Here is a 26,728-nt window from a genome sequence, read left to right as displayed (position 1 = left end):
AAGGGGACACGATGGGCGCCAGCCACCAGGAGCGCGGAGCGATCGAGGTCATTCAGGACCTCATGCAGCAGAAGTGGGTCTACGAGCTGTTCGGCGAGATCGGCGCGCGCCAGGGTGCCTCGGCCGCGCATGTCGAGCAACTGAGGGCGGTCGACGCCGCCGCGCACGTGTTCTGGCCGTTCCAGGCACCGCCGTTTCCGGTCATCGCGGCCACCGCGAGCGGATCGACGTTGACTGACATCGACGGCAACGACTACCTCGACTGCCACATGGGATACGGCGCTCAGGCGCTGCACGGGCACAACCCGGCGCCGGTCGTCGACTTCGTCCGCGAGCACCTCGGCAAGGGCACCGGCAACGGCTACACCAACGCGTTGGAGCTGGAGCTGGCGACGCTGCTGCGGGAGATTCTCCCGCACAACGAGAAGTTCGCTTTCCAACACTCGGGTACGGGCGCCACCCAGTCGGCGATCCGGCTCTGCCGTGCGCACACCGGGCGGCGGATGGTCGCCAAGTTCGAGGGCACCCTGCACGGGTCCCACGACCTGGCCGTCCACAACACGGCGCCCTGGTATCACGGGCATCCCGCGGTGCCGTTCCCGGAGATCGGCAAGGACGGCATTCCGCTGGTCTCGGCGTTCGCCGGCGTAACCCCGGCCGAGCCGCGCGACCTGCTGATCCTGCCCAACGACACAGCGCTCGCGGTCGAGTTGATCGAGCGCCACGCGGGCGAGTTGGCCTGCATCCTGGCCGAGCCGGCCGCCTCGTCGTTCCCGTTCGAGGAGACGACGATCCCGATGATCCGCGAGGTGGCGGTGGCCGCCCGGCGGCTCGGGGTGCCGTTCATCCTCGACGAGGTGCTGACGGGCTTCCGTTCGGGGCTCGGCGGCGCCGCGCAGAAGTTCGACATCCCGACCGACCTCGTCACCTACGGCAAGGTGATCAGCGGGCTCGGGCTGCCGCTGTCGGCGATCGGTGGTCGGGCCGACATCCTCGACATCTCGCAGACCAGTGGGCAGTCCTGGACCGACTTCGGCCAGAAGACCGGCCTGCAGGGCAGCCACACCGGCAACTACCTGTCGGTGGCGGCGTCGCTGGCCACGCTCCAGCTGCTTCGCGACAAGGGGCCCACCTACTACACCGACCTGCAGGCCAAGGTCGACCGGGTCCAGGCGCGGCTGGCCGCGTTCCGGGCGGCCGAGGGGATCCCGCTGCGCATGGTGGGGTTCGGCGACTACATCGGGTGCTTCCAGTTCCTGCCGGAAGACTCCTACACCGACTACCGGGTCTACTCGCGGGCGCTCAACCCGGCGACGTTCATCCTCACGCTGCTGCTGCGCAAGCGCGGCATCTACACCCTCGGCATGCCGATGTTCTTCGCCGGCGGCGCTCACAGCGACGCCGACGTCGACCGGCTGACCGACGCGGTGCTGGAGAGCACGCTGGAGCTCCGCGCCAACGACTTCCCCTTCGACCTGGCGTGGCCGGCGACGTCCGCGTGGGGCTCCGGGTCCTCCGAGTGGGGTTCGGGTTCCTCCAACTGGTCGTAGCCACCTCTGCGTCACCGGGCCCGGGTCAGCTCCTGACCCGGGCCCTCCTCATGTGCCGTACAGGTCATACGCAAATAGCCGTACTTGACTAATCGTACGCGACGGCGTGTAGTCGAAGGGTGGGTCCGCTGTCGACCCCCGTCCGACTTCAGGAGGAACGCGATGACGGAGAGCTGGACCGACGAACGCAGCGCCGCCCCACCCAATCCGCGCCGATGGCTGATCCTGGCCGTCATTCTGGCCGGGGCATTCATGATTCTGCTGGCCACGACGATCGTCAATGTGGCGGTCGCGCCGATCCAGCGCGACCTCCGGTCGACGTACACGGCCATGGAGTGGGTCATCGCCGGCTACGCGCTCGGCTACGGCCTGTTGCTCATCCCCGCCGGCCGGATCGGCGACCGCTTCGGCCACCGCAAGCTGTTCCTCATCGGCGTCGCGGGGTTCACGCTCGCGTCGGCGGCGTCGGCGCTCGCGGCCACACCCGGCCAGCTGATCGCGTTCCAGGTGGTGCAGGGCATGATGGCCGGCATCCTCAACCCGCCGGTGCTGGCGCTGATCCAGACCACGTTCCCGGCGAAGGAGACCGGCAAGGCGTACGGGATCTACGGCGCCATCGGCGGCATCGCGACCGCCAGCGGCCCGCTCCTCGGCGGCCTGCTGATCGCGTGGGACCTCAACGGCTGGGACTGGCGGCCGGTGTTCCTGCTCAACGTGCCGATCGGCCTGGCCACGTTCGTCGCCGCGCTGATCCTGGTGCCCGAGTCGCGAGGCCGCCGCGGTGGCCTCGACGTGATCGGCATGCTGCTCGTCTCGGCCGCCGTCCTGCTGCTGGCCGTCCCCCTGGTCGAGGGCCAGCGCCTGGGTTGGCCGGCATGGACGTTCGTCTCGATGGCAGCGGCGCTGCCCGCGTTGGCCGTCTTCGCGGTGTGGGAGTTGCGCCGCGCCCGACGCGCCCAGGTCCCGCTGGTGAGCATGCGCCTCTTCGCGCACCGCTCGTTCTCCGCCGGCGTCGGCATCAGCCTCTGCTACTTCGCGGGCTTCATCGGCCTGCTCTTCGCGCTCTCGCTGCACCTGCAGATCGGCCTGGAGAAGTCCGCCCTGACGACGGGCCTGATCCTGCTGCCTTTCTCGTTCGGCACACTGGTCGGCGCGGCCATCTCCGACAACGTCGCCCGGGCGCTCGGTCGTGGCGTCCTGATGCTCGGCGCAGGCATCGTGATCGTCGGCATGGTGGGCATCATCGCCACGATCCACTGGTGGGGTTCCGGCCTGGAGCTACTGCCAGCCCTGCTCTTCGCCGGCTTCGGCTCGGGCCTGGTGATCGCGCCGAGCGTCGAGATCGTGCTGGCCGGTGTGCCCTGGCAGGACGCGGGCGCGGCCAGCGGTGTGCTCGGCACCGCCCAGCGTCTCGGCCAGGCGATCGGCGTCGCGGTGGCCGGCGTGGTCCTCTTCGGGACGCTCGGCTCCTACTCGGGGACCGCCGCGGAGAAGGCGAGCCCGGAGCTCCAGGCATCGCTCGTGGCGGCGGGCCTGCCGCCGGCCGAGGCGAGCGCGGCGACGACCACCTTCGCCGACTGTTTCATCCGCCAGTCGCGCGCGTCGGATCCGACGGCCACGCCGCCCGGCTGCGCGGACTCGGCGCCGGGTCCGGTCGGCGCGGCCTTCGACAGCGCGGCCACGTCGGCGCTGGAGACCAACTTCAACCGGGCGGTCCAGTGGACCGTCGGCGCCGTCCTGGTCGGCGTGATCCTCACGTTCCTTCTCGTCTACCTGCTGCCCCGCCGGCCCGAAGAGCCCTGGGCCGAGGCGAGCAAGCCCGATTGGAACGTGACCACCCAGCCCGAGCCCGCTCAGTGACAAGCCGCCAGCCCTGGCCCCGGAGATGCCACCGGGGCCGGGGCTGGCACCGTCAGGAGGTCGTCATCGAGGTCGGCTGGTTGGCCATCAGCTTGGGCAACTGGTCGAGCAGCTCGTCGTGCCAGGCGAGCTCGGTACGGAGTCGGAGCTCGGTATGACGGAAGGTCGTCCACTCCAGACCACGGATGTGCGGTGCCGCCAGCTCTCGGAGCGCAAGCCACGCGTCGAGCTGCTCGGCGAGGGCTTTCCGGCGCGCCACGATGATCGCGCGCAGCGCGTCCTCTCCGAGGTCGATCACGTTCTGCAGGGCCAGGTCGACCGGATCGTGACGGAGCTTGGTGTCGCGCAGTGCCTCGTCGCGGTGGTCGATCAGCTCCGCCGCGCCGGCCGAGGTGAGCGCGTAGATCGTGCGGGCGGGCCGGTTGCCCTCCTGCTCGGTCCGGACCGCCTCGATGACGCCCTCGACCTGCATCCGGTGCAGCGCGCCGTAGAGCGACCCCGGCTTGACGTCGCTCCACAGCTCGGTACGGTCGACCTGGGCCGCCCGGCGGATCTGGTGCCCATGCATGGGGCCCCCGCGCGCGAGCGCTCCAAGTACGAACAGGCGAGTGCTATTCACGGCATTAGTCCAACACGAGTGCCCGTTTGCGGGCAAGTTACCCAGAGCAATCCTTGAGCGGCCTGCTATCCGTGAAACGTCGGGTCGACGCAGAGCCTCGGCAGGACGATCAGCGAAGCCGCGATGGCCCTGTTGACCGCGTCGATCCGGGACACCGCACCGAGTTTGGCGAAGATGTTGCGCAGGTGGCGCTTGACCGTCGCCTCCGACAGGCAGAGCCGACCGGCGATCTGAGCGTTGCTCATCGCCTGACCGACCAACTGCAGGACCTCGCGCTCACGGTCCGACAGCGTGCTGTGCACCGGCCCCTGCACCTGGGTCAGGCTCTCCCGCGACACCGCCAGCATCACCGGCGCGTCATCGGCGCGGGCGCTGCGGATCGCCGCCACCAACTCCTGGCGCGTCGAGTTCTTCAGCAGGTAGCCGCAGATGCCAAGGGTCAACAACTCACGCAAAAGCGTCGGGCCGTCGAACATGCTGAGGATGATGACCCGGCTCGCCGGCGCGACGTCACGGATCCGACGGACCGTGGTGGTCACCCCGTCGCCGGGGATCTGCACGTCGAGCAGCACGATGTCGGGCTGGCGGATTCGGATCTCGTTGACAGCGGCGCCGCTGTCGCCGGCCTCGCCGACGACCACGAGGTCGCGCTGGGCGTCGAGGATCTCCCGGAGGCCGTCGCGCACCACGACGTGGTCGTCGACCAGCACAATGCGGGTCGGCTCGATCATCGTGACGGTCACCGGCCGGCCCCCGCCCCGACGGCGAGCAGCGGCACGACGAGCTCGACCGAAGAGCCCTGGTGGCCCGCCGCGCGCACCGCGAGGCGACCGCCGACGACGGCCGCGCGCTCAGCCATCGCGCGCAGGCCGGAGCCGTCGCGCACCGTCGCGAAGTCGAAGCCCACCCCGTCGTCGGTGACGGTCGCCCGCAGCTCGTGCGGGGTGATGTCGATGACCGCATGGATCACCCGAGCGCCGGCGTGGGCCACCGCGTTGCGCAGCGCCTCGCGGACGACCAGGAACACCTCGTCGAGCACCTCGGGCGGCACCCACGACTCGTCGCCGTTGATCTCGGTGTGCAGACGTGTCTCGCCCGTCTCGACCGTCGACAGGAAGTTGGCCAGCGCCTCGTCGAGTGACCCGAGCGGCTGAGAGAGCCGAAGGTCGGCGATGAGCACACGCAGATAGCCGACCGCGTCGTGGAGCGACTCCCGGGCGATGACCACCCGGCGGTCCACGTCGTCGTGGCGTCGTTCCTGGGCGAGCTCGTGGGCCTCCAGGTTGCGGTACGCCGCGCTGAGGCTGTGGCCCAGCCGGTCGTGCAGCTCGCGCGCGATCAACGAACGCTCGGCGATCTGCGCCTGGTGGACCTCGTTCATCAGGCCGGCGGCATAGCGCGAACTCGCGTCGACCAGCCGGGTGAGTGTCGTCCGGGTGAGCGCGTCGGCGACCAGCGCCAGGATCGCGCCCTGGTCGGGCTGGCCGACCAACTGCCCCAGCGCGTCGGCCAGCACGATGTCGGCCAGCGCGACGACCGCGCGAAAGCACTCGCGTGGGTGAAGCTCGACGTCCTCGGTGGACACCGCCGGCGGCGGTGCCGACAGCGGCTCGGTCGCCCCACGGCGAATCTCGGCCATCGTCTCCCGGAGCAGGACATCGGCCTGCGCGGCGTAGCTGTCGACCAGGTCAGCGGCCCCTTCGAAATCGTCACTCGCAGCGGCAAGACGCTGACGGTAGGCGGCAAGAATCGGTTGATGCCTGCGTTCGAGAACCTCGGCAGCGGTCCTCCGCAGCGCATCGTTTCCAACAACCATTGCGGATCCCCCGGTGTGTGCCCTATTGCTCCCCAGGTGCGGGCACGAACGGCTCTCCCCAGCGCCGCTGCCCGCCGTGTCGCCGACTCCCCCCGTCGTGGGCGACAAAGCACTCAGATCGGATCGGCCTTCTATGAGTTGTCACGGCCGACTACTCGCACGAGTCTACGGTCTCACCGCTCGTCGTTGGAAGCATCGAAGCTTAGCTTTTGGTAGTCACACCAAAACTTAAGGTGAAATCCACATTTGGCCGCGACCAGTTTTCGACGGCGCGTCGAGGGACCTCCCTGACAGTTCACCCGAGACCTCGACCACCAGGAGTGGAGCGACCAATGGTGAGCAGACGCAACGTCATGAAGGCCGGTGCCACCGCGGGAGCAGCCGCGCTGGTCACGACCACCGCGGCGGCAGCGGCCCGCGGTTCCACCCCGTCCGCGACGCCGGCGCACGGCACCCACGCCGGCCACGGCAAGACGGCACACGTCGCGGCCGTCACCGCCCCGTTCGCTGTCCGGATGCCGATACCGCCCGTGCAGCAGCCCATCGCCTCGGTAGCCAACACCGACTTCTACGTCGTTTCCACCCGTAAGGCTCAAGTGGAGATCCTGCCCGGGACGCGTACCGAAGTGTTGACCTATGACGGGCTGTTTCCCGGCCCGACGTTCCGGGTCAAGACGGGCCGGCTCGCGGTCATTGCCCACAGCAACCACCTCGACATGCCGACCGCTGTGCACGTGCATGGAGGCCACACGCCGTCGAGCAGCGACGGGTTCCCGACCGACGTGCTGGACCCGGGGAAGAGCCGGATCTACAGCTATCCCAACAAGCAGCGGGCAGCCACGCTCTGGTACCACGACCACGCCCATCACATGGAGGCCGAGCACGTGTTCCGCGGGCTCGCCGGCTTCTTCCTGATCGACGATCCAGCCCAGGCCGAACTTCGGTTGCCCACCGGCAACCACGACATCCCGATCATGCTGCGCGACGCGCGGTTCGCCGACGACGCGAGCCTGATCTTCGAACACGACGACTTCCAGTTCCGCAACACGATCCTCGTCAACGGCAAGCCGCAGCCCTACTTCCCGGTGGCCGCCCGCAAGTACCGGCTGCGCTTCGTCAACGCGTCCAACCTCCGCACGTTCACCCTGCGGCTCGGCAACGACGCCGAGGTCGCCCAGATCGCGAGTGACGGCGGGCTGCTCGCCGGGCCGACGCCGATCCGCTCGTGGAGCCTGACGCCCGGCGAGCGGGTCGAGATCGTCGTCGACTTCGGCGCGTTCCCGGTCGGCAGCCAGGTCTTCCTCGACGATGCGGTGGCCGGGCCGGTGCTGCGTTTCGACGTCAACCGAGCCGCCGCCGACACCAGCCGGGTGCCCGACCGGCTGAGCACCATCCCCGCGCTCCCGGCAGCCACGAAGGAGCGGGCGTTCACGCTCAACTTCAACCCGGCGACCGGCCAGTTCCTCATCAACGGGCAGCAGTTCGATGCCGAACGGGTCGACACCGAGATCAAACGCAACACGACCGAGGTGTGGACGGTGACGAACGGCGACACGCTCTTCGGCATCCCGCACAACTTCCACCCCCACCTGGTCCAGTTCCGGGTGCTGGCCCGCAACGGTCAGCCGCCGGCGCCGGGCGAGGCCGGGGTGAAGGACACCATCTCGGTGGGGCCGGGCGAGACGGTCCGACTCCAGGCGACATTCGGACCGTATCTTGGCCGATATGTCTACCATTGTCACATGATTGACCATTCCGCGAGTGGGATGATGGCACAGATGAAGATCGTTCCCTGACCCCTGAGAAAGGTTTCTTGTGCCCTCGGCAGAGAAGACTGTGCAGATCGGACGGACTCCTGAGGTCGTCTTCGCCTTTCTCGCCCGTGGCGAGAACGACGCGCGCTGGCGTCCCAACGTGCTCGACGTCGCGCGCGTCTCCGGCGAGGGGGTCGGCGCTCGCTACAAACAGGGACTCAAGGGCCCCGGTGGGAGCCGCATCCCGGCCGACTACGAGGTGACCGGGTTCGAGCCGGGTCGACGTCTGGCGTTCCAGGCAACCGGCAGCGTGGTACGCACCCAGGGCGAATACACCCTCACCCCGGCCGACGGTGGCGGGACCCGACTCACGCTGAAGCTGGCGTGGCAGCCGAGCGGGCTGTCGCGCTTCCTCGGCCCGGTCGTCGGCAAGACGTTCGAGGAGGAGATCGCCGCCCTCGACGCTCTTCGCGACCTGCTGGAGAGCGAAGCCTGAGCGCAGCGTGCAGCCGGTGGTGCCGGCGGCAACCGCCGCCAGTGGATGTCACCCGCGGGCCCGGAGCCAGTTGGCTCCGGGCCCTCATCCTGCCCCCGGTCAGGGGCTGGTGCAGGTGACGTTGCTGGGTGCGGTGGCACCGTTGCCCGTGGCGGTGAACCCGAAGGTGGTTGAGGCGCTCGGGCCAACTGTGCCGTTGTAGGCGGCGTTCTTGACAGTGACGCTGCCGGTGGTGCCCGTGTTGGTGCCGCTCCAGAGACTGCTGATGGCCTGACCACTGGCCAGGGTCAGGCCCACCGTCCAGCCGTTCAGGGGCGCGGTGGAGCTGTTGGTCACTGTCACCTCAGCCTGGAAGCCGCCGGGCCAGGTGTTGATCGTCCGGTAGGTGGCAGTGCAGGTGCCGGGCTCCCCGGTCGGCGGCGGGGTGGTCGGCGGCGGGTCCGTGGGCGGCGGGTCGGTCGGCGGTGGGGTCGTCGGAGGCGTGGTCGACTCGAACTGGCTGAAGAACCTCCAGATCTCCCCCGAGGTCCAGGTCCGCGAGTCGTTGGGGCTGCCCGACCCGTCGACCGGACTGGGGGTGTGGTCCCCGTCGAACGCCGCCCACTGCACCGGGTAGCCGGCCCGGCATCCCGAGTAGGCGGTGGTGATGTGGGTGAGGCTGCCCCGGCTCGGCTCACGCGGGCTCTGCGCGGTGCAGCCGTTGTTTCGCACGAACGTGTCGCGCAGTTGCCGACCCTGGGAAATGTTCAGCACGCTGTCGTAGATGCCGTGGATGCCGAAGTAGGCGACCGGCTGCGTGCCCCCGTTGCATCCGCTGAGGTTGGCACCGGATATGACGGTGACCGCGCGGATGACAGTGGGCCGGGCACAGGCCACCGCGTAGCTCATCGCCCCGCCGTAGCTCCAGCCCAGGGCGAAGCGCTGCGTGGTATCCACGCACAGGTCGTTCTCGACCTGCCGGGAGATGTCGTCGAAGAGGGTCAGGTCCCGACCGTTGGTGTTGGCCCAGCCGGCGTTGAGACCCTGCGGAGCAACGAAGATCGCGCTGTTGTTCGACAACGGCTGGAGCCCGTAGTAACCGGCCGAGGTGACGTTGTTGGCCGAGCCGTTCAACCAGTGGAAGCCGAAAATCAGCCGGTAGGGGCGGTTCCGGTCGTACCCGTCCGGGATCCGCAGGTTGTACGTACGACTCTGGCCGCTGCTCTGAATCGTCCGCGTCCCGCTGGCGAGTGTGGGGGCCTTGCCGCAGCCGGCGGTCGCCGCGAGGGTGCCGTTGGTCGCGGCCACCGCCGTCGCACCGAAGCCGCCGCTCAACGCGCCGGCGGTGGTGGCCGCGAGGAGAAGCGCCGCGGCCGCGATGGATGGGAGGAAGAACCTACGTCTGAGCATTGCTTGGGCTCCTTGCCGTTCGGCGACCAACCGTGGTCGTCAGGCATCGACGGGGGCCCGGACTGGTCACCGACCGGGGAGGGGCGGGAGGGGCGGGCCCCTCGGCGCGTCTTCGCCGGCTGGCTCGGGTGACCGGGAGCGTGCCCTTCACTCCCGGGTGAAAGATAGCATGTTATCGATAACACACCGAGCCGATCGAGGCTCCCGGGCTCACCCTCCGAACGGCCGCGCCGCCCACTCGACGGCCACTTTGTGCAGGTCACCGGTGCGAAAATGCGGGGGCTCGTGTAGCAGGAAGTCACGGTGGCTGATGTTCCAGGCGTACGCCCCGGCCATGGCGAAGGCCAGCACGTCGCCCACGCCGATCGGCCCCGCGGTGGCCGACCGGGACAGCACGTCCTTCGGGGTGCAGAGTTGCCCGACCACTGTGACCGGCCCGCCGTCGGTGCGGGGGCCGCCGACACCCGGCCGCGGGTGCACTGTGAACGGCTGCGCGTGCCCCTTCGCCGCCGGAGTCCGCAGGTGGTGCGTCCCACCGGCCACCACCACGAACCACTCGCCGTAGGAGCGCTTCACGTCGACGACCTCGGTGAGGTACGCCCCGCAGTAGGCGGTGACCGACCGGCCCGGCTCGATGCGCAGCCGCACGCCCGGATGCCTGTCGAGGACGTCCGCCAGGGCCTGGCCGTAGCCCTCCCAGTCGAACCGCGCGTCCGGGTCGGTGTAGTCGACGGTCATGCCGCCGCCGACGTCGACCTCGGCGGCGTCGACCTCGGCCGCCGCCCAGCCGACCACGGCGGCGGCGACCGTCGCGGCGAGCGGTGCGTCCAGTCCGCTGGCCAGATGGGCGTGGATTCCGCGTACGTCGATGCCGGCGGGCGGGCGGCGGGCGCACGCGACCGCGTCGGCCGGGTCCATGCCGAACGGGCTGGGTCCACCGCCCATGACCAGGCTGGCGCCCGGCGCGTCGACCGGCAGGTTCACCCGCAGCAGCACCTGGGCCGACCGGCCGGCCGCGGTGGCTAGCGCGCCGAGTCGCACCAGTTCACTGGGTGACTCGACGTGGATGCGGTGCACCCCGGCGGCGAGAGCGGCGGCGAGGTCCGCATCGGTCTTGCCCGGCCCGGCGTACGCGGCCGGCGCCCGTCCCGGCAGCACCTCGGCCAGCCTGCGCAGCTCGCCCCGGCTGGCGGCCTCGAACCCGTCGACGATCGGGGCGAGGGTTCGCAGCACACCGGGATCAGGGTTGGCCTTGACCGCGTAGAGCAGCTCGACCGGCCGGGGCAGCGCCGCCCGGATGGCTCGGGCCTGCCCGGCCAGCGCGTCGAGGTCGTGGACGTAGACCGGTCGGGTCATCGTGGCCCACCCATCGGGTTCGGCACCGGCACGAACGGTGCGGCCCGGTCGGCGTCGCGCCGCCACCGGACCAGCAGGTTCGCCTTCGCCAGCAGCGGCTTCCCGGTCAGCAGCGCGCGCAGCTCCGCTGGCTCACCGAGGTCGGCGGCCACCGCCTCGACGACGGCGCGCAACTCCTGCCACAGCCGCACTTCGATTCCCGGCCGCGCGTCGGCGAGAGCCCCGCTGATCCCACCGAGGTGGTTGACGAACAGGCAGTAGACGATCCGGCGGTGGGCGGCCCGGGGACCGTAGCGGACCTGCGCCGGGACGCCGTCCGGCCAGGTGCCCCACCGACCGGCGTCCAGCTTCACCCCCTCCAGGTCGCGCAGCAGCATGCGTACCGGACGGTGATCCCGGTCGAGCACGACGACCACGTTCTGCAGGTGCGCCTCGTGCACGACGCCGTGGCCGAGCCAGCTGCGCAGCACCGCCGGCACCAGCAGGCCGACGTACGCGCGCCACCACGCCACCGGATCCGATGTCGCCAGCGGCGTTGCGGCCAGCGCCGCCGCCAGCACCGGGGTGTCGCCGGGACGCAGATGCGGGCGCAGACCGCCGCGCAGGATCGTCCCGTACGCCTCGTCCGGGCCGGGGACGTCAACAGTGCGGTAGGCGGGCTCGGCGAGCAGCCCCACCCCGTCCGGCAGCGGCACCCGGGCCAGCAGGTCGGTCAGCGCCACCGCTCCGGTGAGTTCGTAGCGGGCGTTCTTGCGCAGGCAGTTGGTGATCCGCACGTGCAGGCTGGTCTTCACGAACAGGTCGGCCTCGGGGGCGTAGAGGGTACGGACGCTCGCCGTGGGTCGTACCGGCACACCGGCCGCACCCAGGTCGCGCAGCAGTGGGTGGGTGGGCGGGATCAGCGACAGCTGCCAGGGGTGCACCGGCAGGACGCGGTGCCCGCGCGGGGGCCGTGGCGGGTCGAGCGCCGCCACCAGCGGATCGAACGGCCCGGCGTCGGCGATCAGGTCGTCCGGTACGGCCAGCCAGTGCAGCCGGAACGCGGTGCGCAGTTCGGGCGCGTACGCCCGCCAACTGTCCGGGTCACCGCTGCGCCACTTCGGGGTGGGGTGGTGCGGGTGGCCGAAGACCAGCGACTGCTCGGAGTCGACGTACGCGTCGATGGCCGGCTCACCGGTGGGGGTCGGATCCTCGGCCGGTCGGTCGGCCAGCAGCCGGGCCACTGTGTCCCGGCTGGCCCGGACCTGCTCGGCGAACTCGTCGTTGACCAGGCCGGTACGGGCGGTGAGCTCCGCCGCGACCAGGTCGGCCAAGCCGTCCGCGTCCAGGTCTTCCCACCGTCCGCTGCCGGTGGTGCGTTGGACCGGGCCGGTGTAGCGGTGCGCGCCGAGCGGCGAGGCTCGCGCGACCTCGCAGCGCACTGTGACGTCGAGGTGCCGCAGCAGCAGCCGGACGGTGCCATCGACCACGGCCGGGGTCCCGTCCGGCGGGGCCAGCTCGCGCAGCAGGCAGCCGAAGACGGCGTGGGCGGCGGCCAGGTCGGCACGCTGACCGGTGTCGGTGGCCGGCCGGGAGCGCAACTGCGCGCTCGTCATCGTGTCTCCCGGAGGTAGTTCGGGCCGGTGCGAAGGTAGTACTTGTTGATGTCGGCGCAGCCCAGCCGCTGTTTGGGTAGCAGGGTGCCGGCGGTGAGCATTGCCTTGATCGGCAACTGGGTGGCGTGCAGGACCCGATCGGTGAAGGCCCGCGCCGCCGGTCCGTCGCCCCACCGGTCGCGGGCGGCGCCGAGCCGGGGCACCAGCGCCTCGGCGGGTGTCGGCACGGGCAGTCCCCGGGCTGCCAGGGCGATCAGGGGCGCGGCCGCGGCCAGGTGCAGGGTGATGGTGATGAACACGTCGGCCAACTCGTGCGTGTCGCGCGCCCACATCCGGTCGTCGTGCAGGGCGAGACCGTTCGGGCCGTCGTGCCGCCTGTCGAGCCGGGCGCCGTCGTTGTCCTTGTAGAGCAGGCCGACAGTGCCGTCCGGGTGCACGAGCAGGTGGATGTTCTGCGGGTGCGCCTCCAGCGCGATCCCGTGGCGTAGCCAGAGGAAGACGTGCCAGTCGAGCAGCAGGTCCAGGTAGGACTCCAGCAGCGCGACGGGCCGCTGCGGGCTGATCCGTTCGAGGACCGTGCCCGCCACCGGGTCGGCTGCGGCGAGGGCCGCGACCGGCACCACCTGGACTCCGGCCAGGTCGCGTGGAAATCGGCGCAGCAGGAAACCGCGCCGCTCGTCGCCGTCGACGTGCGCCCAGGTGCTCTCGTCGGTGTGCCGGATCCGACCGGCGAAGCTGGGTTCGGCGGCGGCGATCCGGTCGAGCAGCGCGGCGACGGCCGCGCCGTCGGCGAGCGAGCCCGCTTGCAGCGTGCGGCGGTTGCGCGCGCCGAGACTCGCGGTCGGCAGCGGCAGCTTGAGATGCAGGTACGGGTCGTGGCCGAGCGCCACCGTCCGCATGGAGAGGGTGGGGCGTACCGGGGTCACCGGCAGGTCGACCACCGGGAGCGCGTCGCGGGCCACTGTGATCGGATGGGCTGGCAGCAGCAGCTGATCCGGTCGCGGTGCGCGCGGCCACCACCCTGGCAGCTCGCCCGCGAGTCGGACGTCGTCGGCCGGGGCGGCGTACCAGCGCAGTGCGAAACGTGGGGCGTGCTCCGGGGCGTACCGGAGCAGTTCGTCGTCGCGCAGGCCGTGTCGGCACCGGTCGGTGGGGTAGACGGGGTGGCCGTGGTGGGCGGCGAGCACGTCGTCCAGGAGCGCCGCCGGCAGGCCGGTCGGGGTGTGTGCGCGTTCGGCCTCCACCTCGGTGAGCACCCGTGCCCGGTTGCGGGCGGCGAGCCGCCGGGCCCGCAGGTCGGCGTGGCACTCGACGCCGAAGTCCCGCCAGCCGGCCTCGGCCTCGGCGTTGTCGCGCGGGGCGAGCAGCGTCAACAGGCCGTCCAGCGTCTCCGTACGCCGCACGTCGCCGGCGCGGGTCACCAGCAGCACCATCGGCGCGGCACTGCGCACTGCCTGCTGGAATCCGTCCGCCCGGACCGGAATGCGCAGTAGACCAGCGGGGTGTGGCACCTGCCACCAGTCGGGTCCGTCCGCTCGGCCGGCGCTGCGCAGACCGAGGTGATCCTCGCGCAGCAGAGCGTCGAGCACCCGGGCGAAAACCTCCCGCTCGCAGTCGTCGCTCACTCGGCGATGGTCCACTGGAGGTCGCTGCGGAGGGCGGCCAGCGACTGCCGCACGGTGGTCTCGTCGGGACCGATCCCGTGCAGCACGGCGAGGTAGTCACGGTTCGTGCCGGTGCGCTCGGCGGCGCGGCCCACCTCGCGCAGCGGACGGCAGCCCAGCCGGACGTCGCCGTGGACGGTGTCGAGTGGGCCCGGCGCGGCGACGAGACGGCCGGACCGGTCCGCGCAGACGTACTCGACCCGGGCGTAGCGGTCGACCGTGTCGGGCAGGGCGAGGGCGGTCAGCGGCTCGCCGAGGTGCAGCCGGATGACGTACTCGAACAACGGCACACCGAGCAGTTCGGCGAGGATCAGGTCCATCCGGTCGCCGATGAGGCGGTAGTTCACCTCGATCAGCCGGACCCTGCCTTCGGAGACGACGTACTCGGTGTGGCAGGCGCCGAAGCCGACCCCGAGCGCGTCGAGCCGCGCCCGCAGCTGGGTGCACGCCTGCTCCGCCGGGGGCGACCAGGCGAGGCTCTCCTCGGTGAAGGTCGGCGGCGGACCGAGGCCGGTGTGCCACCCGCCGAGGGAGGCCAGCTCGGTCACGTCGCCGAGGGTCTCGAAGGTCCGCAGCTCGCCGGCGAGGTACTCCTCGACCACCAGTGCCACGTCCGGCCGCCGACAACGGATCTCGGCGACCCGGGCGAGCAGCTCGGCGTGGTCGGCCACCAGGTACGCGTCCTCACTGGCCACCCCCTCGCGAGGTTTGACCACCGCCGGGAACATCCCGGTCGGCACGTCCGGCGTGGCGCCGGGGTCGACGGTGACGGTGCGTACCAGATCGAGGCCCGCAGCGGCGATCGCCCGGCGGGCCGCGGCCTTGTCCTTGCAGAGACGGGCGGCGTCCGGGTCCTTGCCGGGCAGGCCGAGCTTTCGGGCGGCGATCGCGGTGGCCTCCTGGAGATGGTCGCTGTTGGACAGTAGCGCCACCGCTCGGGTGGGCGCCGCCGCCGCGACCACCGCGGCCGGGTCACGGACCGCGCAGCGCGCCACCCGCACGCCTGCCGGCCACTCGGCTGGCCGGTCGGTCAGCACGGTCGCCGACAGCCCGAGCGACGCCGCCGCCGGGAGGAACCCGTCCAGGACTGCGTCGGTGGGGTTGAGCGCGGTCAGGTAGAGCCGCATACCGCCTCCGTCGACTACCACGATGTGACTATTAGGGTAGCCTACCCTTATTAGACGGTTTTGATGCGATCTGCCCGGTGCAGCAAGCCGGCGGCAACCAGGCCACCGATCAACACCGCAGCCGCACCCACCAACTGCCCGGTCTCCAGCGCCGAGGCGAAGGCGACAGTCACGGCCTCCCGTTCGGCCCCTTCGCCGGCGGCGGCGAGAGCCGCCGGAAACGACCCGGCACCGGCCAGGGCCGCCGGCAGCAGGGCCGCGAACCGGGCGTTCAGCACGGCACCCAGCACCGCGATGCCGAGACTGCTGCCCACCTCGGTCATGGTGCCGTCGACACCCGCGCCCGCGCCGGCCTTCGCCGTCGGGATCGCGCTCATCACCGCCTCGACGATGGCCGGATTCGCCAGCGCACAACCGACACCCATGACGAGCAACCCGACCAGCAGCACCCCGTACCCGTCGGACGGGAAGAGGGTGACCAGCGCGAGTCCGGCAGCGAGCAGCGTCATGCCAACGGCGATGGCGGCCGCCAGGCCGAGCCGACGGATCACACTCGCGACGACGCCGCTGACGTTGAGCAGCACGATGGACAGCGCGAAGGGCGCCATCCGCAGACCGGCCTCCCAGGCGGGGTAACCCCGGACGAACTGGAGGTGCTGGGTGAGCAGGAACAGCGCGCCGGTGGCGCCGAACGTGATCAGCACGACGCCGGAGATCGCACCGACGAAGCGCCGGTCCCGGAAGAAGCGCATGTCCAGCATCGGGTGCGCGATCCGTCGTTCCCACCGCACGAAGATCCCGAGCAGGAGTACGCCGCCAACCGCCGCGCCGATCACCTCGGTCGACGCCCACCCGCGCTCCGGCCCGGAGATGATCGCCCAGACGACCGCGGTCAGGCCGGCGGTGGAGAGCACGGCGCCGAGCACGTCGAGTCGGCCGCCGGCCGGCCCGCGGGACTCGGGGACCAGCGCGCGACCGACGAGCAGGCAGACCAGCACGATCGGCACGTTCATCAGGAAGATCGCGCCCCACGGCAGATGCGCGAGGATCGTGCCGCCGATCGGTGGCCCGATGGCGAAGCCCAACGCGCTGGTGGCGGCCCAGATGCCGATCGCCCGGGACCGCTCGGCGGCGTCGAAGACCTGCATCGCCACCGCGAGCGTCGCGGTTACCAGCAGCGCGCCACCAACACCCATCCCGGCCCGCGCGGCGATCAGCTGCCCGCTGGTGCTGGCCAGACCGGCGGCCAGCGAGCCGACCCCGAACAGGACCAGCCCGGCGAGCAGCATCCGACGGCGGCCGTACCGGTCGGCGGCGCTACCGGCGGTGAGCAGCAACCCGGACAGCACCAACGCGTACGCGTTGATCATCCACTGCACCTCGGCGGTGCTGGCACCCAACTCGGTGGTGAGCACCGGCACCGCCACGGTCAGCACGGTGTTGTCCAACACCACTACCAGTTGCGCGACGCACAGCACGGCCAGGATGAGCCATCTCTGTGGCAGTCGTGCTGATGTCGCGGTGTCGGTGGCCGGCTGGACGGTGGTCACGCCACCGCCTTGACGCCGTCCACTGCGGGCTGCTCGGTGGGCTGCTCGGCGGTCGGGCCGACGGCGGGGCCGGGCCGGTGCGGGAATCGCCGCTGGTGGGAGAGGCCGAGTGCGACCCCGGCGACCACCAGCACGATGGCCGCGACCGCGACCGCCGGATAGCCGACCCGGTCGGCCGCCGCGAGACCGATGGACGCCGCCACGAACGAGCAGACCAGACCGAACGACGACAGCACTGTGAAGTCGGTGCCGCCGGTGTCGGGCCGGGAGTAGTCCATGTTGACCGTGTAGAGCACGACGTTGGCGATGGTGTAGGCCACCATGAAGCAGCAGAGCGCGGCGACCGTCCCGCCCAGCGGAGCGCTGCCGTTCATCAGCGGCAGCAGCAGCAACGTCGACACAGTGAGCGCCACGCCGCCGACCACGAGCACGCCACCGCGCCCGAGCCGCCCGATCCCGAGCCCCGCGACCAGGCCCGCCACGATGGCCGGGGCGCTGACCACCACGCCGGTGACGACGCCGATCCGACCCAACGACCACCCAGCGTCGACCAGCGCCGGGGTGACCAGGGCGTACGCCATGCCCGCGCCGACGTAGACCAACGGCACCACACCGAACGTCCACCACCGGCAGCCCGGCTGGCCGAACACCGACAGCAACGCCCGGTAGGCGGCGCCGACCCGTTCCACCCGATCGGTACGGGGAGGCTCCCGGAACCGCCACACCACCAGCAGGCCGACCGCCGTCATCGCGGCCAGCAGGCCGATCGCCGGCACCCAGCCGAACTGGTCGTAGACCAGAACGCAGGCGCCACCGCCGAGCAGGTTGCCGAGGTAGCTCGCGGCGACCTGGATGCCGTTGCCGGTGCCCCGGGCCGAGTCGGCCAGCATCCGGACCGCGACGGCGTCCACGGCGATGTCCTGGGTGGCCGAGAAGAACACGTACGCGGCGCAGATCGCGATGATCGGGCCGAGCGCGTCGGCCGGGCTGGCGAACGGCAGCAGCGCCAGCAGGGCGAGCACCAGAGCGGTCTGGAGCACGATCAGCCAGGAGCGGTAGTGGCCGCGGTGCCGTGAGCCGTACCGGTCGAGGATCGGCGCCCAGAGGAACTTGATGGGCCAGATCAGGCCGACGATCTGCAACAGCGCCAACGTGTCCAGCGAGGTGCCACCGTCGCGCAGGATGGCGGTGAGCCCGACGGTGATGAAGCCGACGCCGAGGTACTGGGTGACGTACAGCGCGGTGAGGGTGCCGAGCCGGCCCTTCATGCCGCTTTCCAGTAGCCGAGGGAGGTCAACCGGTCCTTGTCGACGCCGAGCGTCTTGCGGAGGTGTCGGGTGATGCCCCGGGTGGTGGCCGCTTCGCAGGCCACCCAGTAGTGGCCCGCGCCGGTGGTCGGCACTGCCGCGCAGACCGTGTCGACGAGGTGCTGACCCTCGTCGCGCCGTGGCACCCAGGTGACGTCGTGGTGCGCCCGGGCCCGCAACGCGAGCGCCTTCTCGCCCTCGTGGGCGTACTCCAGCCAGACCGCCGCCGGGATGTCGGCACCGGCGTCGAGCAGGCTGTTCACCGCGGGCAGGGAGGCCGCGTCGCCGACCAGGTAGAGGTGCTCGGGCGCGGGGTCGGGCAGCTCGAACGCGCTGCCCTGCACTGTCGCGCTGATGGTGTCGCCGACCTCGGCCGCGGTGGCCCACCGGGCCGCACACCCGTCGTGGATGGCGAATTCGAGGGTGAATCGGCCGGTGGTCGGGTCGGGGTCCACCAGCGTGTACGCGCGTTGGTGGGCGCGGCCGTCGTTGTCGAACCACAGCCGGATCCACATCGTGGGGTGCACCCCGCACGTCTCCAGCAGGCCGCCCCCGTCCAGGAGGAGCCGCTGGTAGTGCCCGTCGATCGACTCGGTGCTCAGGACGGTCAACTGAAAGTCCCGCCCTCCCATGGCCTTGAGGACCAGGGCCTCCCAGTTCCGTTTCACGAACCCTCCAGGTAAGGTCATCCTTGGTTAGGGGAGGTTAACCTAAGTTGCGCCCCGGATGGAACAGAGGACAGCGCCCGATGACGTACCAGGAGAAGATCGCCGGTCTCGGCGAGCTGTCGTTGGTGACCGTGGACCCCGACCGGGACGCCGCCCTCCTGCACGGTTGGGTGACCCTCCCCCGCAACTCCTTCTGGGGCATGGGCTCGCACACCCTCGAAGAGGTCCGCGAGATCTACGCCTTTGTGGACAGTCTGCCCACGCACCACGCGTACCTGATCACTGTCGACGGGGAGCCGGTCGGCCTGTTCCAGAGCTATCAGCCCGAGGCGGACCCGGTCGGCGAGCGCTATCCCGTCCAGCCCGGCGACGTGGGGATGCACCTGCTGCTCAGCCCCGACCGACGCCTCGCCCGCAGCCTCACCAACGCGGCCGGCCCGGCCGTCGCCCGCTTCCTGTTCCGCGACCCGACCGCGCAGCGGATCGTGGTCGAGCCGGACGTCCGCAACCACCTCGCCCTACGCCGACTGGAGATCGAGGGCTTCACCTTCGACTCCGAGATCGAGATGCCGGACAAGCGGGCCCAGCTCGCGTTCCTGACCCGCGCCCGGTTCGCGGAGAGGCACCCGACGCCGGCCTGACCACCGACGCGGCCGGCGGCCGTCAGCCGTTGGCGTTCCAGAAGCCGACGAGGGTGGCTGTCCACCAAGCGAGCTGCGAGATCGTCGCGGCGGCGGCACCGGGCAGCAGGGCGGACCAGGGTGGGCGGCCCTGCACGGCCACGAGTCGATCGCGAACCCGGCCGAGGAACAGCCCGTTGACGCCGACCACCAGCACCGCCAGCAACTTGACCCAGACCAGGCCGGACGACGTGTCCGGGCCGAGGGCGGCCCCACTGGCGAGCAGACCCACCAGGCCCAGCCAGATGAGCAGGTGTGCGCCGCGGGCGGCGGTCAGCACGGTGCCGAGCGGTTCGCGGCGCAGCAGCCAGCGGAGGCTGAACCAGTCCACCGTCAGCACCGCGCCGAAGCCCACCACGAGGCAGGTCAGGTGGCAGAAGAGGGCGACCATCCGCGCACCCGGAGAGAGGGTGACGTGCGGCGCGACCAGGATCGCGAGCAGCCATCCGAGACTGACCGTCGAAACGGACGCGACGATGGCGGCCCGGCCGGCGGCGCGACGGTGGCCACCGCGCCAACCTGCCGCCGGCACCGGGGCGACCGCATCGGGCGGTGGCGCGCTGCGGGTCCGGTGCGTCGCGCGCCGCACCGGGCGGACGGCGTCCGTCGTGACGGCACGGTGGGCGGGACGGGACGCCCGGGACGGAGGGAGGACGTCGGCGTGCAGGTCAGACGTCCGCATCGGCCGGTCCTCTGGGCCGCATGCTCAGCCGCCCGGTGCGGCGGTGGGCGCGCCGGGCCGGTTGTCCAGCGAGTTCAGCTCGGCAGCCCGCGCCTGCTGGATCCGACCGGCGAGTGCCTTCAGCTCCGGGCTTCCCCCGGCGGTCTGCTCGCCCCGGCACAGCACCACTGTCTGCGCGAGGTGCGCCCGGATCAGGCCAGCCGCCCGGGACGACACCTCCGCGTCGGACGCGGCACGCAGCTCGGCGAGGCTGGCCTCGGTGACCATGCCGGGCATCTGATGCCCCTCGTGGATGTTCAGCTCCGGCACGTTGCCCGCTGCCAGGAGCCCACGCAGGTCCCGCAACTCCGCCCGATGGGCCTTCCGGACCTCGCCGAGGAGTGCCCGCAGCGACGGATCCGCCGGGCGGGTGTCGAGCTGGTCGATCAGCGCGAGCGCGCCCTCGTTCATCGGGATCAGCAGTTGGATGAAGGCGTCGTCGGTACCGTTGAGCACCACCGGCGCGATCGGCACCGCAGCGGCCGACGACGCTGCCGCCGACGACGCTGCTGGTGCCTGGTTGGTGCGGCCCCAGCCCTGACTGAGCCCGACGGCCACCGCCGTGGCGACCAGTGTCGCGACGACGCCGACCAGCCGCCCGGCCCGTACGCGAAGCCCTCGGCGCTCCACCATGATCTGCTCGTCCATCCGATCGCCGGTGCTCAGCGGGCGGCTTGGAACGCGCGGCCGACCACTGTCGCCTCGGTCCCGTCGCTGAACAACCCGGACCGATCCTTGTCCGTGGCGGGTAGCCCGAACCAGGCGTAGCGCTGCAGGTAGGGGAGCTGGCCGAGCATGGCGGTGGCCGCCGTGAGGAAGGCCGCCTGCTGCTGCTGACTGGGAAACTGCGAACCGCCACCGGCGAAGCGGATCAGCGCGAACTCGGTCAGCCAGATCGGCTTCCGATAGCGCTGGTAGACGGCCTGGAGGTACTGCCGGAGTTGGGCCACCGCGGTGGCGGTCGTGAAGTCGGCGCCGAACCAGTGCAGCGTGATGAAGTCCACCCGGTGGCCGCGGGCCTGGGCGCCGGTCATGAACCTGTCCAGCCAACCCTGCGGGTCCGGCCCGCCCCAGGCCACTGCCGGGCTGCCCAGTTTGCTGCCCGTCGCCATCAGCTGCGGCCACAGGTCCAACGCCTGCTCGACTGTCATGTTCGCCTGCTCGGGCATGTCCGGCTCGTTGAAGGTGAGCAGGTACGGCCCGGCGGCCCTGGCCCGCGCCAGCTCCGCTGCGGTGACGTTCTCGGCGCTGCGGATCATCGGCACGAACGTCGCACCGCGCGGCGTGCTGATGCCCGGGTGCTGGGTGCCCCAGGTGTAGTACCAGCTGGCCTTGGAGTTCGCCAACGCCTGACTCGCCCCGGCGAAGTTCCACACCCCGACGCCCTTGCGGGTGGAGCTGACCGCCGGCGCGACCGGAGCTTTCGACGAGGGGCGTGCGCTCGGCGAGGGCGCGACGCTCGGGGTGGCGACGGCGGTGGGCGCGGCAGACGGCGGCGCCGCCCACGAGGGCGCGGACGGATCGTCCGGCAGGATCACCACCGCCATGGTGATGGCAAGGACGGCGGCGGCCACACCGGCGGCGAGGGACGGCACGAGTCCACGGGGCCTGTTCACCGCGAGGTCGACGACGCTCGGGCCGCCGCCCGCATCGGCGGGCACCGCGCCCTGTGGGGTCGGCCCGGCGGCGGGTCCGGCCGTCGGGCCAGGCGGCGCGACGGCCTGGGCGGCTGCCGGGGCGGTCGCGCTCGGCAGGTGGGCGCCGAGACCCGCCGGCAGCGGCAGCAACGGCATACCGGCGAGCAGCCGATCGATCGGCAGGAGGGTGGTTCCCAGCCGTCCACAGAACGCGCAGTCGCGGACGTGTCGAGCCAGTCGCTTGCGCCACAGCGAGCTGGGCGTGCCGTCCCACTCGGCGGTCGCGGCGCCCAGGTCCGGGCAGCCCGGGCGGGCGCGGAGCGCGCGTACGACGCCACGGGCGCTCTGGATCTGCTCCTTCATCCGGTGGATCCGCACCGCGACGTGCCCCGGTGACAACCCGAGCGCGTCGGCGACCTCGTTGCGGGCGATTTCGCCGGTCTCCTCCAGCCACCACAGCGAGAGCAGTTCCTGGTCGTCCGGGTCGAGCCAGCGGGTCGCCTCGGCGACCTCGCGTCGTTGGTCGGTGAGGCCGAGCCGGAGGATGGTCATCCCCGCGAAGTCGGAGGCCGGGTCGGGCACGTTGTGGATCGCGTCCAGCCCGGCATCGCGGTTGAGCGCGACGCGGCGGCGCGTCTCCCAGTCACGCACCTGGCGGATGGCGATCGCCACCAGCCAGGACCGGTACGCCGCCGGGTCGTTGAGCGCGGGCAGGTACCGGATCACCCGTACCAACGTCTCCTGGACCACGTCGTCGACGTCGGCGTGCCCGCGCAGCGCACGCCCGACGATGTTGTAGACCAGCGGGAGCGAGGCCGCGACGACATCGTCGAGAGCGCGCTGATCGCCCTGCCGGGCCGCGACGACCAACCCGACATCGGGCAGTGCTCGACCGGCTGACGACATGGGTCTCACTCCTCGGGTGCTCATCCGCGCGGCGCCCACGATGGGTGTGCTGACCGCCCTCAAGATCGGAGACTCGCGGCAGCGGGTGGGATTACAGAATTCCCGGGCGCCCGGTTCGCCACAAGCAGGGCGGGTCCGTCGGCGGCGCATATGTGATGGCGGCGCCGGGTATGGTGCGGGGTGTCGGTGTCGCCGGGCGCTCGCCCGTTCGCAGGACACCAGCATTCGGGCGCCAGCGTGTGCGCCGAAGCGTCACCAGGTCGCACGGCCGACGTTGCCGAGGCCCCAGACGCACCCCTCTCGTAGAGACAGGATCCCTGCATGACATCGAACGACAACGGCCGACCCGCCCTGTTCCTCGCCACGTCGCACGGTGACGTGCTGGACGGACCGGCGGTGACCTTCGACAGCAGCGAAGAGGCCATGCGGCAACTGCGCCACCCGTTCGCGGTGAAGCCGGCCCAGCCGGCCGCGACCACTGTCGACGCCTCGGATCAGCGCGGCTGATCCCCGCCCGCTCCCTCTCTAAACGCCTAGCCTCATACTTTCGGCTAGAAAATAGTCGGTCTTTCGGGTAGTGTCCGGGTCATCAAGTGAACGACATGACGCGGTGGCGAGGCCCGTGCTCGTGGCCTTGCGACAGCGCACCTTCGCCCGTACGTGCGCCCCGGCGGCAGCCGGTTCGGAGACTCTTCCGGTCGACTCGATCGACGGGCCTGCGGGAAGGACCACCCACATGGCCACCATCGTCGACAACGCCACCAGCGCCGGCATCGATCAGCGGAGCAGCGAGCAGAGCCCGGATGACCTCCTCGCCGCCCTGGCGGCGACCCCGGCGGACGATCCCCACCGCCCGGCAGTGCGGGACCGCGCCATCGAGGCGTGGCTACCGCTCGCCCGGCACCTGGCGCGCCGCTACGGCGGACGCGGCGCACCCGACGACGACCTGGCCCAGACCGCCTTCGTCGGGCTCATCAAGGCCGTGGACAACTTCGACCACGACCGAGGTGTCGACTTCAGCGGGTACGCCATTCCCACAATCATCGGCGAGATCAAGCGGTACTTCCGGGACCGCACCTGGGCGGTGCGCGTACCCCGTCGCCTCCAGGAGCTGCGCCTTTCGATCACCGCGGCGAACAGCGCCCTGACCCAGAACCTCGGCCGCTCGCCGACCGTCGCGGACATCGCGTCCTACCTCGACGTGTCCGAGGAGACCGTCCTGGAGGGGCTGGAAGGTGCGCGCGCCTACCGGGCCACGTCGCTGTCCACCCCGACCGGGGCCGACGGCAGCCGGGAGCTCGGGGACACCCTCGGCGACGACGACCGCGCGTTCGACCTCGTCGAGATCCGCGTCGCCCTCGGTCCGGCCCTCGCCACACTGCCGGAACGCGAGCGCCAGATCCTGAGCCTGCGCTTCCACGGCAACCTGACCCAGGCCCAGATCGCCGACCGGATCGGCGTCTCGCAGATGCACGTGTCCCGGCTGATCACCCGGTCGCTGGCCGCGCTGCGCCTCCAGCTCAGTCCGGACATCGCCGCCTGAGTTGATCAGAGTTGGATGACGTGGCCCACCCGTGGCGGCGTACGACCGGCGAGAACGTCGAGCCACGCGTGTTGCAGCGCCGCCGGCCCGACACCCACCCGAACGTCCAGCCACCCGCTCACGACGGCGGCGAAGCGTTGCCAGGCCTCGGTGAACCGCTGGTCGAGGCCGTCGCGGCCCCAGTCGTGGCTGCGCTTGCGCATCTGCACCGGCGCGAAGAACACCTCCTCCGCGGCGTCGGCGTTCGGCGTCTGGTTGGTGAGCCCGACCGCAATGTCCCGGACCAGCCGGTCGCCGAGGCGCCCCCGCAGGGCGGCGCGGGTCGAAGGCGCGCCGGACAGGTCGAGGTAGACGGTCGGGACCACGTCGAGGGCGTCGATGTCGTCGTACGACACGACCTCGTCGTAGCAGCCGAGCGACCGGGTGAACGCCAGGTTGCCCGGTGAGGTGAGACCGACCAGGCGCGGCCCGCGCCGGTGCAGCTCGAACGCGGCGGCGTACGCGGTCTTGCTCGACGCCGACGACACCAGCAGCGCCTCGGCACCGTAGAAGTCGTTGTCGACCACCTGGTCGGCCAGCATGAACGAGGTGAAGAACAGCGGCCGGAAAAGGATCAACAGATCCTCCTGGTCACGCTGGTACGCCGGGTCCCCGGTGGTCGACCGGTACGCGTTGTACGGCGACGGCAGCTCGGCCCGGTGCGGGCTCGCCTCGCGGAACCCGGACGCGTCCACCCGGTCCGGCCGCACCACCAGGTGACCGGCGGGCGGGAGGTAGCCGTAGATCCGTTGCCCCACCTCGACACCGGCCACCGCCGAGCCGACCACCTCGGCGAAACCCCAGAGCGGCGGCAGGCCCCACTGCGGCCCGAGCCCCTGGGCCGCCGGCGGAAAGAACTGCCAGTACCGCATCGAGTCGCCGAGCACCGCGTAGGTCACGTTGTTGGCGGTGAGGCCGACGCGGTCCACGCGCAGCAGCGCCTCGCCGTCGGCCAGGGCGGGGGTGGAGCCATCGACGAGCGTGGTCTGCCCGAGGTTGTCACGCGCCACGGCGAAGGTCCATGAGTCAGCCATGAGGTGACGCTAGACAGCCCGGCGATCGGAGACAAGTGCACTGTGAGTGCAAAATCCCACTGCGGGGTACGGGGGTCGGCGACGCGGCGGTCTGCGGTCAGGAGCGCGGCGACGCGCGGTCAGGTCCGGTGGCGGCGGCGAGGTCGCGGAGGTGCGCGAGCGGCAGGTGCGGTGGCCGCCACTCCACGAAGAGAGCAGTGGCATCGTCCTCGAGCTGGTCGTCCTGGTAGCCGACCACCGCGCGGACCAGCCGACGCATCGTCTCCGGACTGGGCAACCCGTCGTTCAGGGCGCGGTTGACGAAGTCGACGAGCCGGTCCACCCCGAACTGCTCCCCCTCCGCGCTACGGGCGTCGGTGATGCCGTCGGTGTAGGCGAGGATGCGGTCACCCGGGTGCAGGTTCTCCACGTGAACCCGCGGTCGTCGAGGGGACAGGTGGCCCAGGCCGAGCGGCAACACTGTCGGCCCCGGAAGCTCCCGAACGGCCTTGCCGTCGCGCAGCAACATCGCACCGGGATGCCCCGCGTTGATCATGCTGAGCTGGCCGGTCCGGCGGTCCAACTCGATGAGCAACCCGGTCGCGAAGAAGTTCGGGTGCTCGGAGCGCACCCACCGGTCGATGCTGATCGCCGTGTCAACCAGGTCGAGGCCACACCGACGGGCGTTGCGGTACGCGCTGACCACCAGCGAGGCCAGGGTGCTCGCCTTGATGCCGTGCCCACAGGTGTCGAAAAGCCCGACGCTGAGCACATCGGCGTTCAACGCGTAGTCGAAGATGTCTCCGCCGACGTCGTAGCACGGTTCGAGGATGGCGGTGACCACCAGGTCGTCGGTGGCGAAGGTCAGCGGTGGGAGCAGGCCCCACACGATCTCGGCCGCGACCTGCATCGGCATCCGCCGCCGCATCCGCTCGACCACGTCACCGTAGAGCCGGCGGTTGACCAGGATCTGGGCGACGTTGACCGCCACCTCCCAGGCCGGCGCGTCCATCGTCTCGTCGGCGGCGGCCGGGGAGACGATCTCCAGTACGCCCATCCGCTCGCACCCGAGCAGCAGTGGCACCCACACCCGGTCCGGGTTGTCGGGCGCGCGCTGGATGTCGAGGGTGGTGAAGGCCCGGCCGGCGAGCGTCGTCTCGATCGGCAACTGGTCCCGGTCGAGACCCGCGCCGAGCAGCGGCACGAGGAGGGTCTGCGTGTAGTCGGCCAGATAGATCACGATCTCACTGGCATCGAGAGCGGGCGCCGCACGGGCGACCAGTTGCGACACCTCGTCCGGGCCGCCCCGGGGCGCGTTGAGCTGCAACCAACGCACCACCTCGCCGACGTCGGCCATGCTTCACCTCCCCCTGTCCTCCCCGATCGCAGGAGCACGTAGTGCGAGCGGTGAGGCTACCTCGCCCGCCGAGCGCCCGGC

23 protein-coding genes are annotated in these 26,728 nt (G+C 71.3%); 7 read left to right on the top strand and 16 right to left on the bottom strand.

The annotated features are described in order from the left end of the window. Positions 1-11: 11 nt before the first annotated feature. Positions 12-1,550, top strand: a complete 1,539-nt coding sequence (locus MED15_RS11745; protein WP_167457639.1) for an aminotransferase class III-fold pyridoxal phosphate-dependent enzyme — start codon at positions 12-14, stop codon at positions 1,548-1,550. 162 nt (positions 1,551-1,712) lie between these two features. Then, a complete protein-coding gene (locus MED15_RS11740) occupies positions 1,713-3,410 on the top strand; it encodes an MFS transporter (protein ID WP_112603701.1) in 1,698 nt (565 codons plus the stop codon). Between the two features lie 52 nt (positions 3,411-3,462). On the opposite strand, the gene MED15_RS11735 is transcribed toward MED15_RS11740, so the two are convergent. The 3 genes from MED15_RS11735 to MED15_RS11725 form a co-directional block, all read right to left on the bottom strand. Next, the gene (locus tag MED15_RS11735; RefSeq protein WP_112603699.1) at positions 3,463-4,029 is read right to left on the bottom strand and encodes a PadR family transcriptional regulator; all 567 of its coding nucleotides are present in this window, start codon (positions 4,027-4,029) and stop codon (positions 3,463-3,465) included. A 65-nt stretch (positions 4,030-4,094) separates the two neighbouring features. Next, positions 4,095-4,772: a response regulator gene (locus MED15_RS11730; RefSeq protein ID WP_225855431.1), complete on the bottom strand. Its 678-nt coding sequence runs from the start codon at positions 4,770-4,772 to the stop codon at positions 4,095-4,097. Next, positions 4,769-5,845, bottom strand: a complete 1,077-nt coding sequence (locus MED15_RS11725) for a sensor histidine kinase (RefSeq protein WP_112603697.1) — start codon at positions 5,843-5,845, stop codon at positions 4,769-4,771. The genes MED15_RS11730 and MED15_RS11725 overlap by 4 nt, the downstream gene beginning before the upstream one ends. Before the next feature lie 332 nt (positions 5,846-6,177). Here MED15_RS11725 and MED15_RS11720 point away from each other — a divergent pair, with 332 nt between their 5' ends. Together MED15_RS11720 and MED15_RS11715 are read left to right on the top strand one after the other, a co-directional pair. Continuing rightward, entirely contained in the window at positions 6,178-7,641 is a 1,464-nt protein-coding gene (locus MED15_RS11720; protein ID WP_112581721.1) for a multicopper oxidase family protein, read from the top strand. A 19-nt stretch (positions 7,642-7,660) separates the two neighbouring features. Then, a complete protein-coding gene (locus MED15_RS11715) occupies positions 7,661-8,095 on the top strand; it encodes an SRPBCC family protein (protein WP_112581722.1) in 435 nt (144 codons plus the stop codon). A gap of 99 nt (positions 8,096-8,194) precedes the next feature. Here the strand turns inward: MED15_RS11715 and MED15_RS11710 are convergent, their stop codons facing one another. From MED15_RS11710 to MED15_RS11675, 8 genes are all read right to left on the bottom strand, one after another. Further along, on the bottom strand, positions 8,195-9,484 hold the full coding sequence (locus MED15_RS11710; protein WP_112581723.1) for a CE1 family esterase: 1,290 nt from the start codon (positions 9,482-9,484) through the stop codon (positions 8,195-8,197). A gap of 210 nt (positions 9,485-9,694) precedes the next feature. Beyond that, positions 9,695-10,840, bottom strand: a complete 1,146-nt coding sequence (locus MED15_RS11705; protein ID WP_112581869.1) for an alanine racemase — start codon at positions 10,838-10,840, stop codon at positions 9,695-9,697. Then, on the bottom strand, positions 10,837-12,435 hold the full coding sequence (locus MED15_RS11700; protein ID WP_112735596.1) for an IucA/IucC family protein: 1,599 nt from the start codon (positions 12,433-12,435) through the stop codon (positions 10,837-10,839). Before MED15_RS11700 ends, MED15_RS11705 begins: the two co-directional genes overlap by 4 nt. Then, entirely contained in the window at positions 12,432-14,060 is a 1,629-nt protein-coding gene (locus MED15_RS11695; RefSeq protein ID WP_112698638.1) for an IucA/IucC family protein, read from the bottom strand. The genes MED15_RS11700 and MED15_RS11695 overlap by 4 nt, the downstream gene beginning before the upstream one ends. Beyond that, positions 14,057-15,226, bottom strand: a complete 1,170-nt coding sequence (locus MED15_RS11690) for an ATP-grasp domain-containing protein (RefSeq protein WP_112735594.1) — start codon at positions 15,224-15,226, stop codon at positions 14,057-14,059. The genes MED15_RS11695 and MED15_RS11690 overlap by 4 nt, the downstream gene beginning before the upstream one ends. Before the next feature lie 50 nt (positions 15,227-15,276). Further along, positions 15,277-16,776, bottom strand: a complete 1,500-nt coding sequence (locus MED15_RS11685) for an MFS transporter (protein ID WP_112581727.1) — start codon at positions 16,774-16,776, stop codon at positions 15,277-15,279. Further along, positions 16,773-18,044: an MFS transporter gene (locus MED15_RS11680; RefSeq protein WP_112735592.1), complete on the bottom strand. Its 1,272-nt coding sequence runs from the start codon at positions 18,042-18,044 to the stop codon at positions 16,773-16,775. Before MED15_RS11680 ends, MED15_RS11685 begins: the two co-directional genes overlap by 4 nt. Beyond that, positions 18,041-18,751, bottom strand: coding sequence for a siderophore-interacting protein (locus tag MED15_RS11675; protein ID WP_112735590.1), 711 nt, complete (start codon positions 18,749-18,751; stop codon positions 18,041-18,043). The genes MED15_RS11680 and MED15_RS11675 overlap by 4 nt, the downstream gene beginning before the upstream one ends. An 80-nt stretch (positions 18,752-18,831) precedes the next feature. Between MED15_RS11675 and MED15_RS11670 the strand changes: the two genes are divergently transcribed. Further along, positions 18,832-19,392, top strand: coding sequence for a GNAT family N-acetyltransferase (locus tag MED15_RS11670; RefSeq protein ID WP_112581730.1), 561 nt, complete (start codon positions 18,832-18,834; stop codon positions 19,390-19,392). 22 nt (positions 19,393-19,414) lie between these two features. Here MED15_RS11670 and MED15_RS11665 read toward each other — a convergent pair whose 3' ends face one another. Genes MED15_RS11665 through MED15_RS11655 form a run of 3 tightly spaced genes read right to left on the bottom strand, consistent with a single transcriptional unit; the run spans position 19,415 to position 22,695 of the window. After that, positions 19,415-20,113, bottom strand: a complete 699-nt coding sequence (locus tag MED15_RS11665; protein WP_112735588.1) for a hypothetical protein — start codon at positions 20,111-20,113, stop codon at positions 19,415-19,417. Positions 20,114-20,137: 24 nt separating this feature from the next. Further along, positions 20,138-20,800, bottom strand: coding sequence for a DUF305 domain-containing protein (locus tag MED15_RS11660; protein WP_244220438.1), 663 nt, complete (start codon positions 20,798-20,800; stop codon positions 20,138-20,140). A gap of 14 nt (positions 20,801-20,814) precedes the next feature. Then, positions 20,815-22,695: a sigma-70 family RNA polymerase sigma factor gene (locus tag MED15_RS11655; RefSeq protein ID WP_112735586.1), complete on the bottom strand. Its 1,881-nt coding sequence runs from the start codon at positions 22,693-22,695 to the stop codon at positions 20,815-20,817. A 321-nt stretch (positions 22,696-23,016) separates the two neighbouring features. Between MED15_RS11655 and MED15_RS11650 the strand changes: the two genes are divergently transcribed. Both MED15_RS11650 and MED15_RS11645 read left to right on the top strand, forming a co-directional pair. Continuing rightward, entirely contained in the window at positions 23,017-23,202 is a 186-nt protein-coding gene (locus MED15_RS11650; protein ID WP_112603679.1) for a hypothetical protein, read from the top strand. 229 nt (positions 23,203-23,431) lie between these two features. Beyond that, entirely contained in the window at positions 23,432-24,238 is an 807-nt protein-coding gene (locus MED15_RS11645; protein WP_112735584.1) for a SigB/SigF/SigG family RNA polymerase sigma factor, read from the top strand. 5 nt (positions 24,239-24,243) lie between these two features. On the opposite strand, the gene MED15_RS11640 is transcribed toward MED15_RS11645, so the two are convergent. Continuing rightward, on the bottom strand, positions 24,244-25,311 hold the full coding sequence (locus tag MED15_RS11640) for a DUF2855 family protein (RefSeq protein WP_112735582.1): 1,068 nt from the start codon (positions 25,309-25,311) through the stop codon (positions 24,244-24,246). A 97-nt stretch (positions 25,312-25,408) separates the two neighbouring features. After that, positions 25,409-26,647, bottom strand: coding sequence for a PP2C family protein-serine/threonine phosphatase (locus MED15_RS11635; protein ID WP_112725933.1), 1,239 nt, complete (start codon positions 26,645-26,647; stop codon positions 25,409-25,411). Positions 26,648-26,728 lie beyond the last annotated feature (81 nt).

Origin of the sequence: Micromonospora noduli (assembly GCF_003264475.1) — a bacterium.
Taxonomy (GTDB): Bacteria; Actinomycetota; Actinomycetes; order Mycobacteriales; family Micromonosporaceae; genus Micromonospora; species Micromonospora noduli.
Note: the sequence above shows the minus strand (reverse complement) of the source record. Positions and strands in the feature narration are given on the sequence as shown.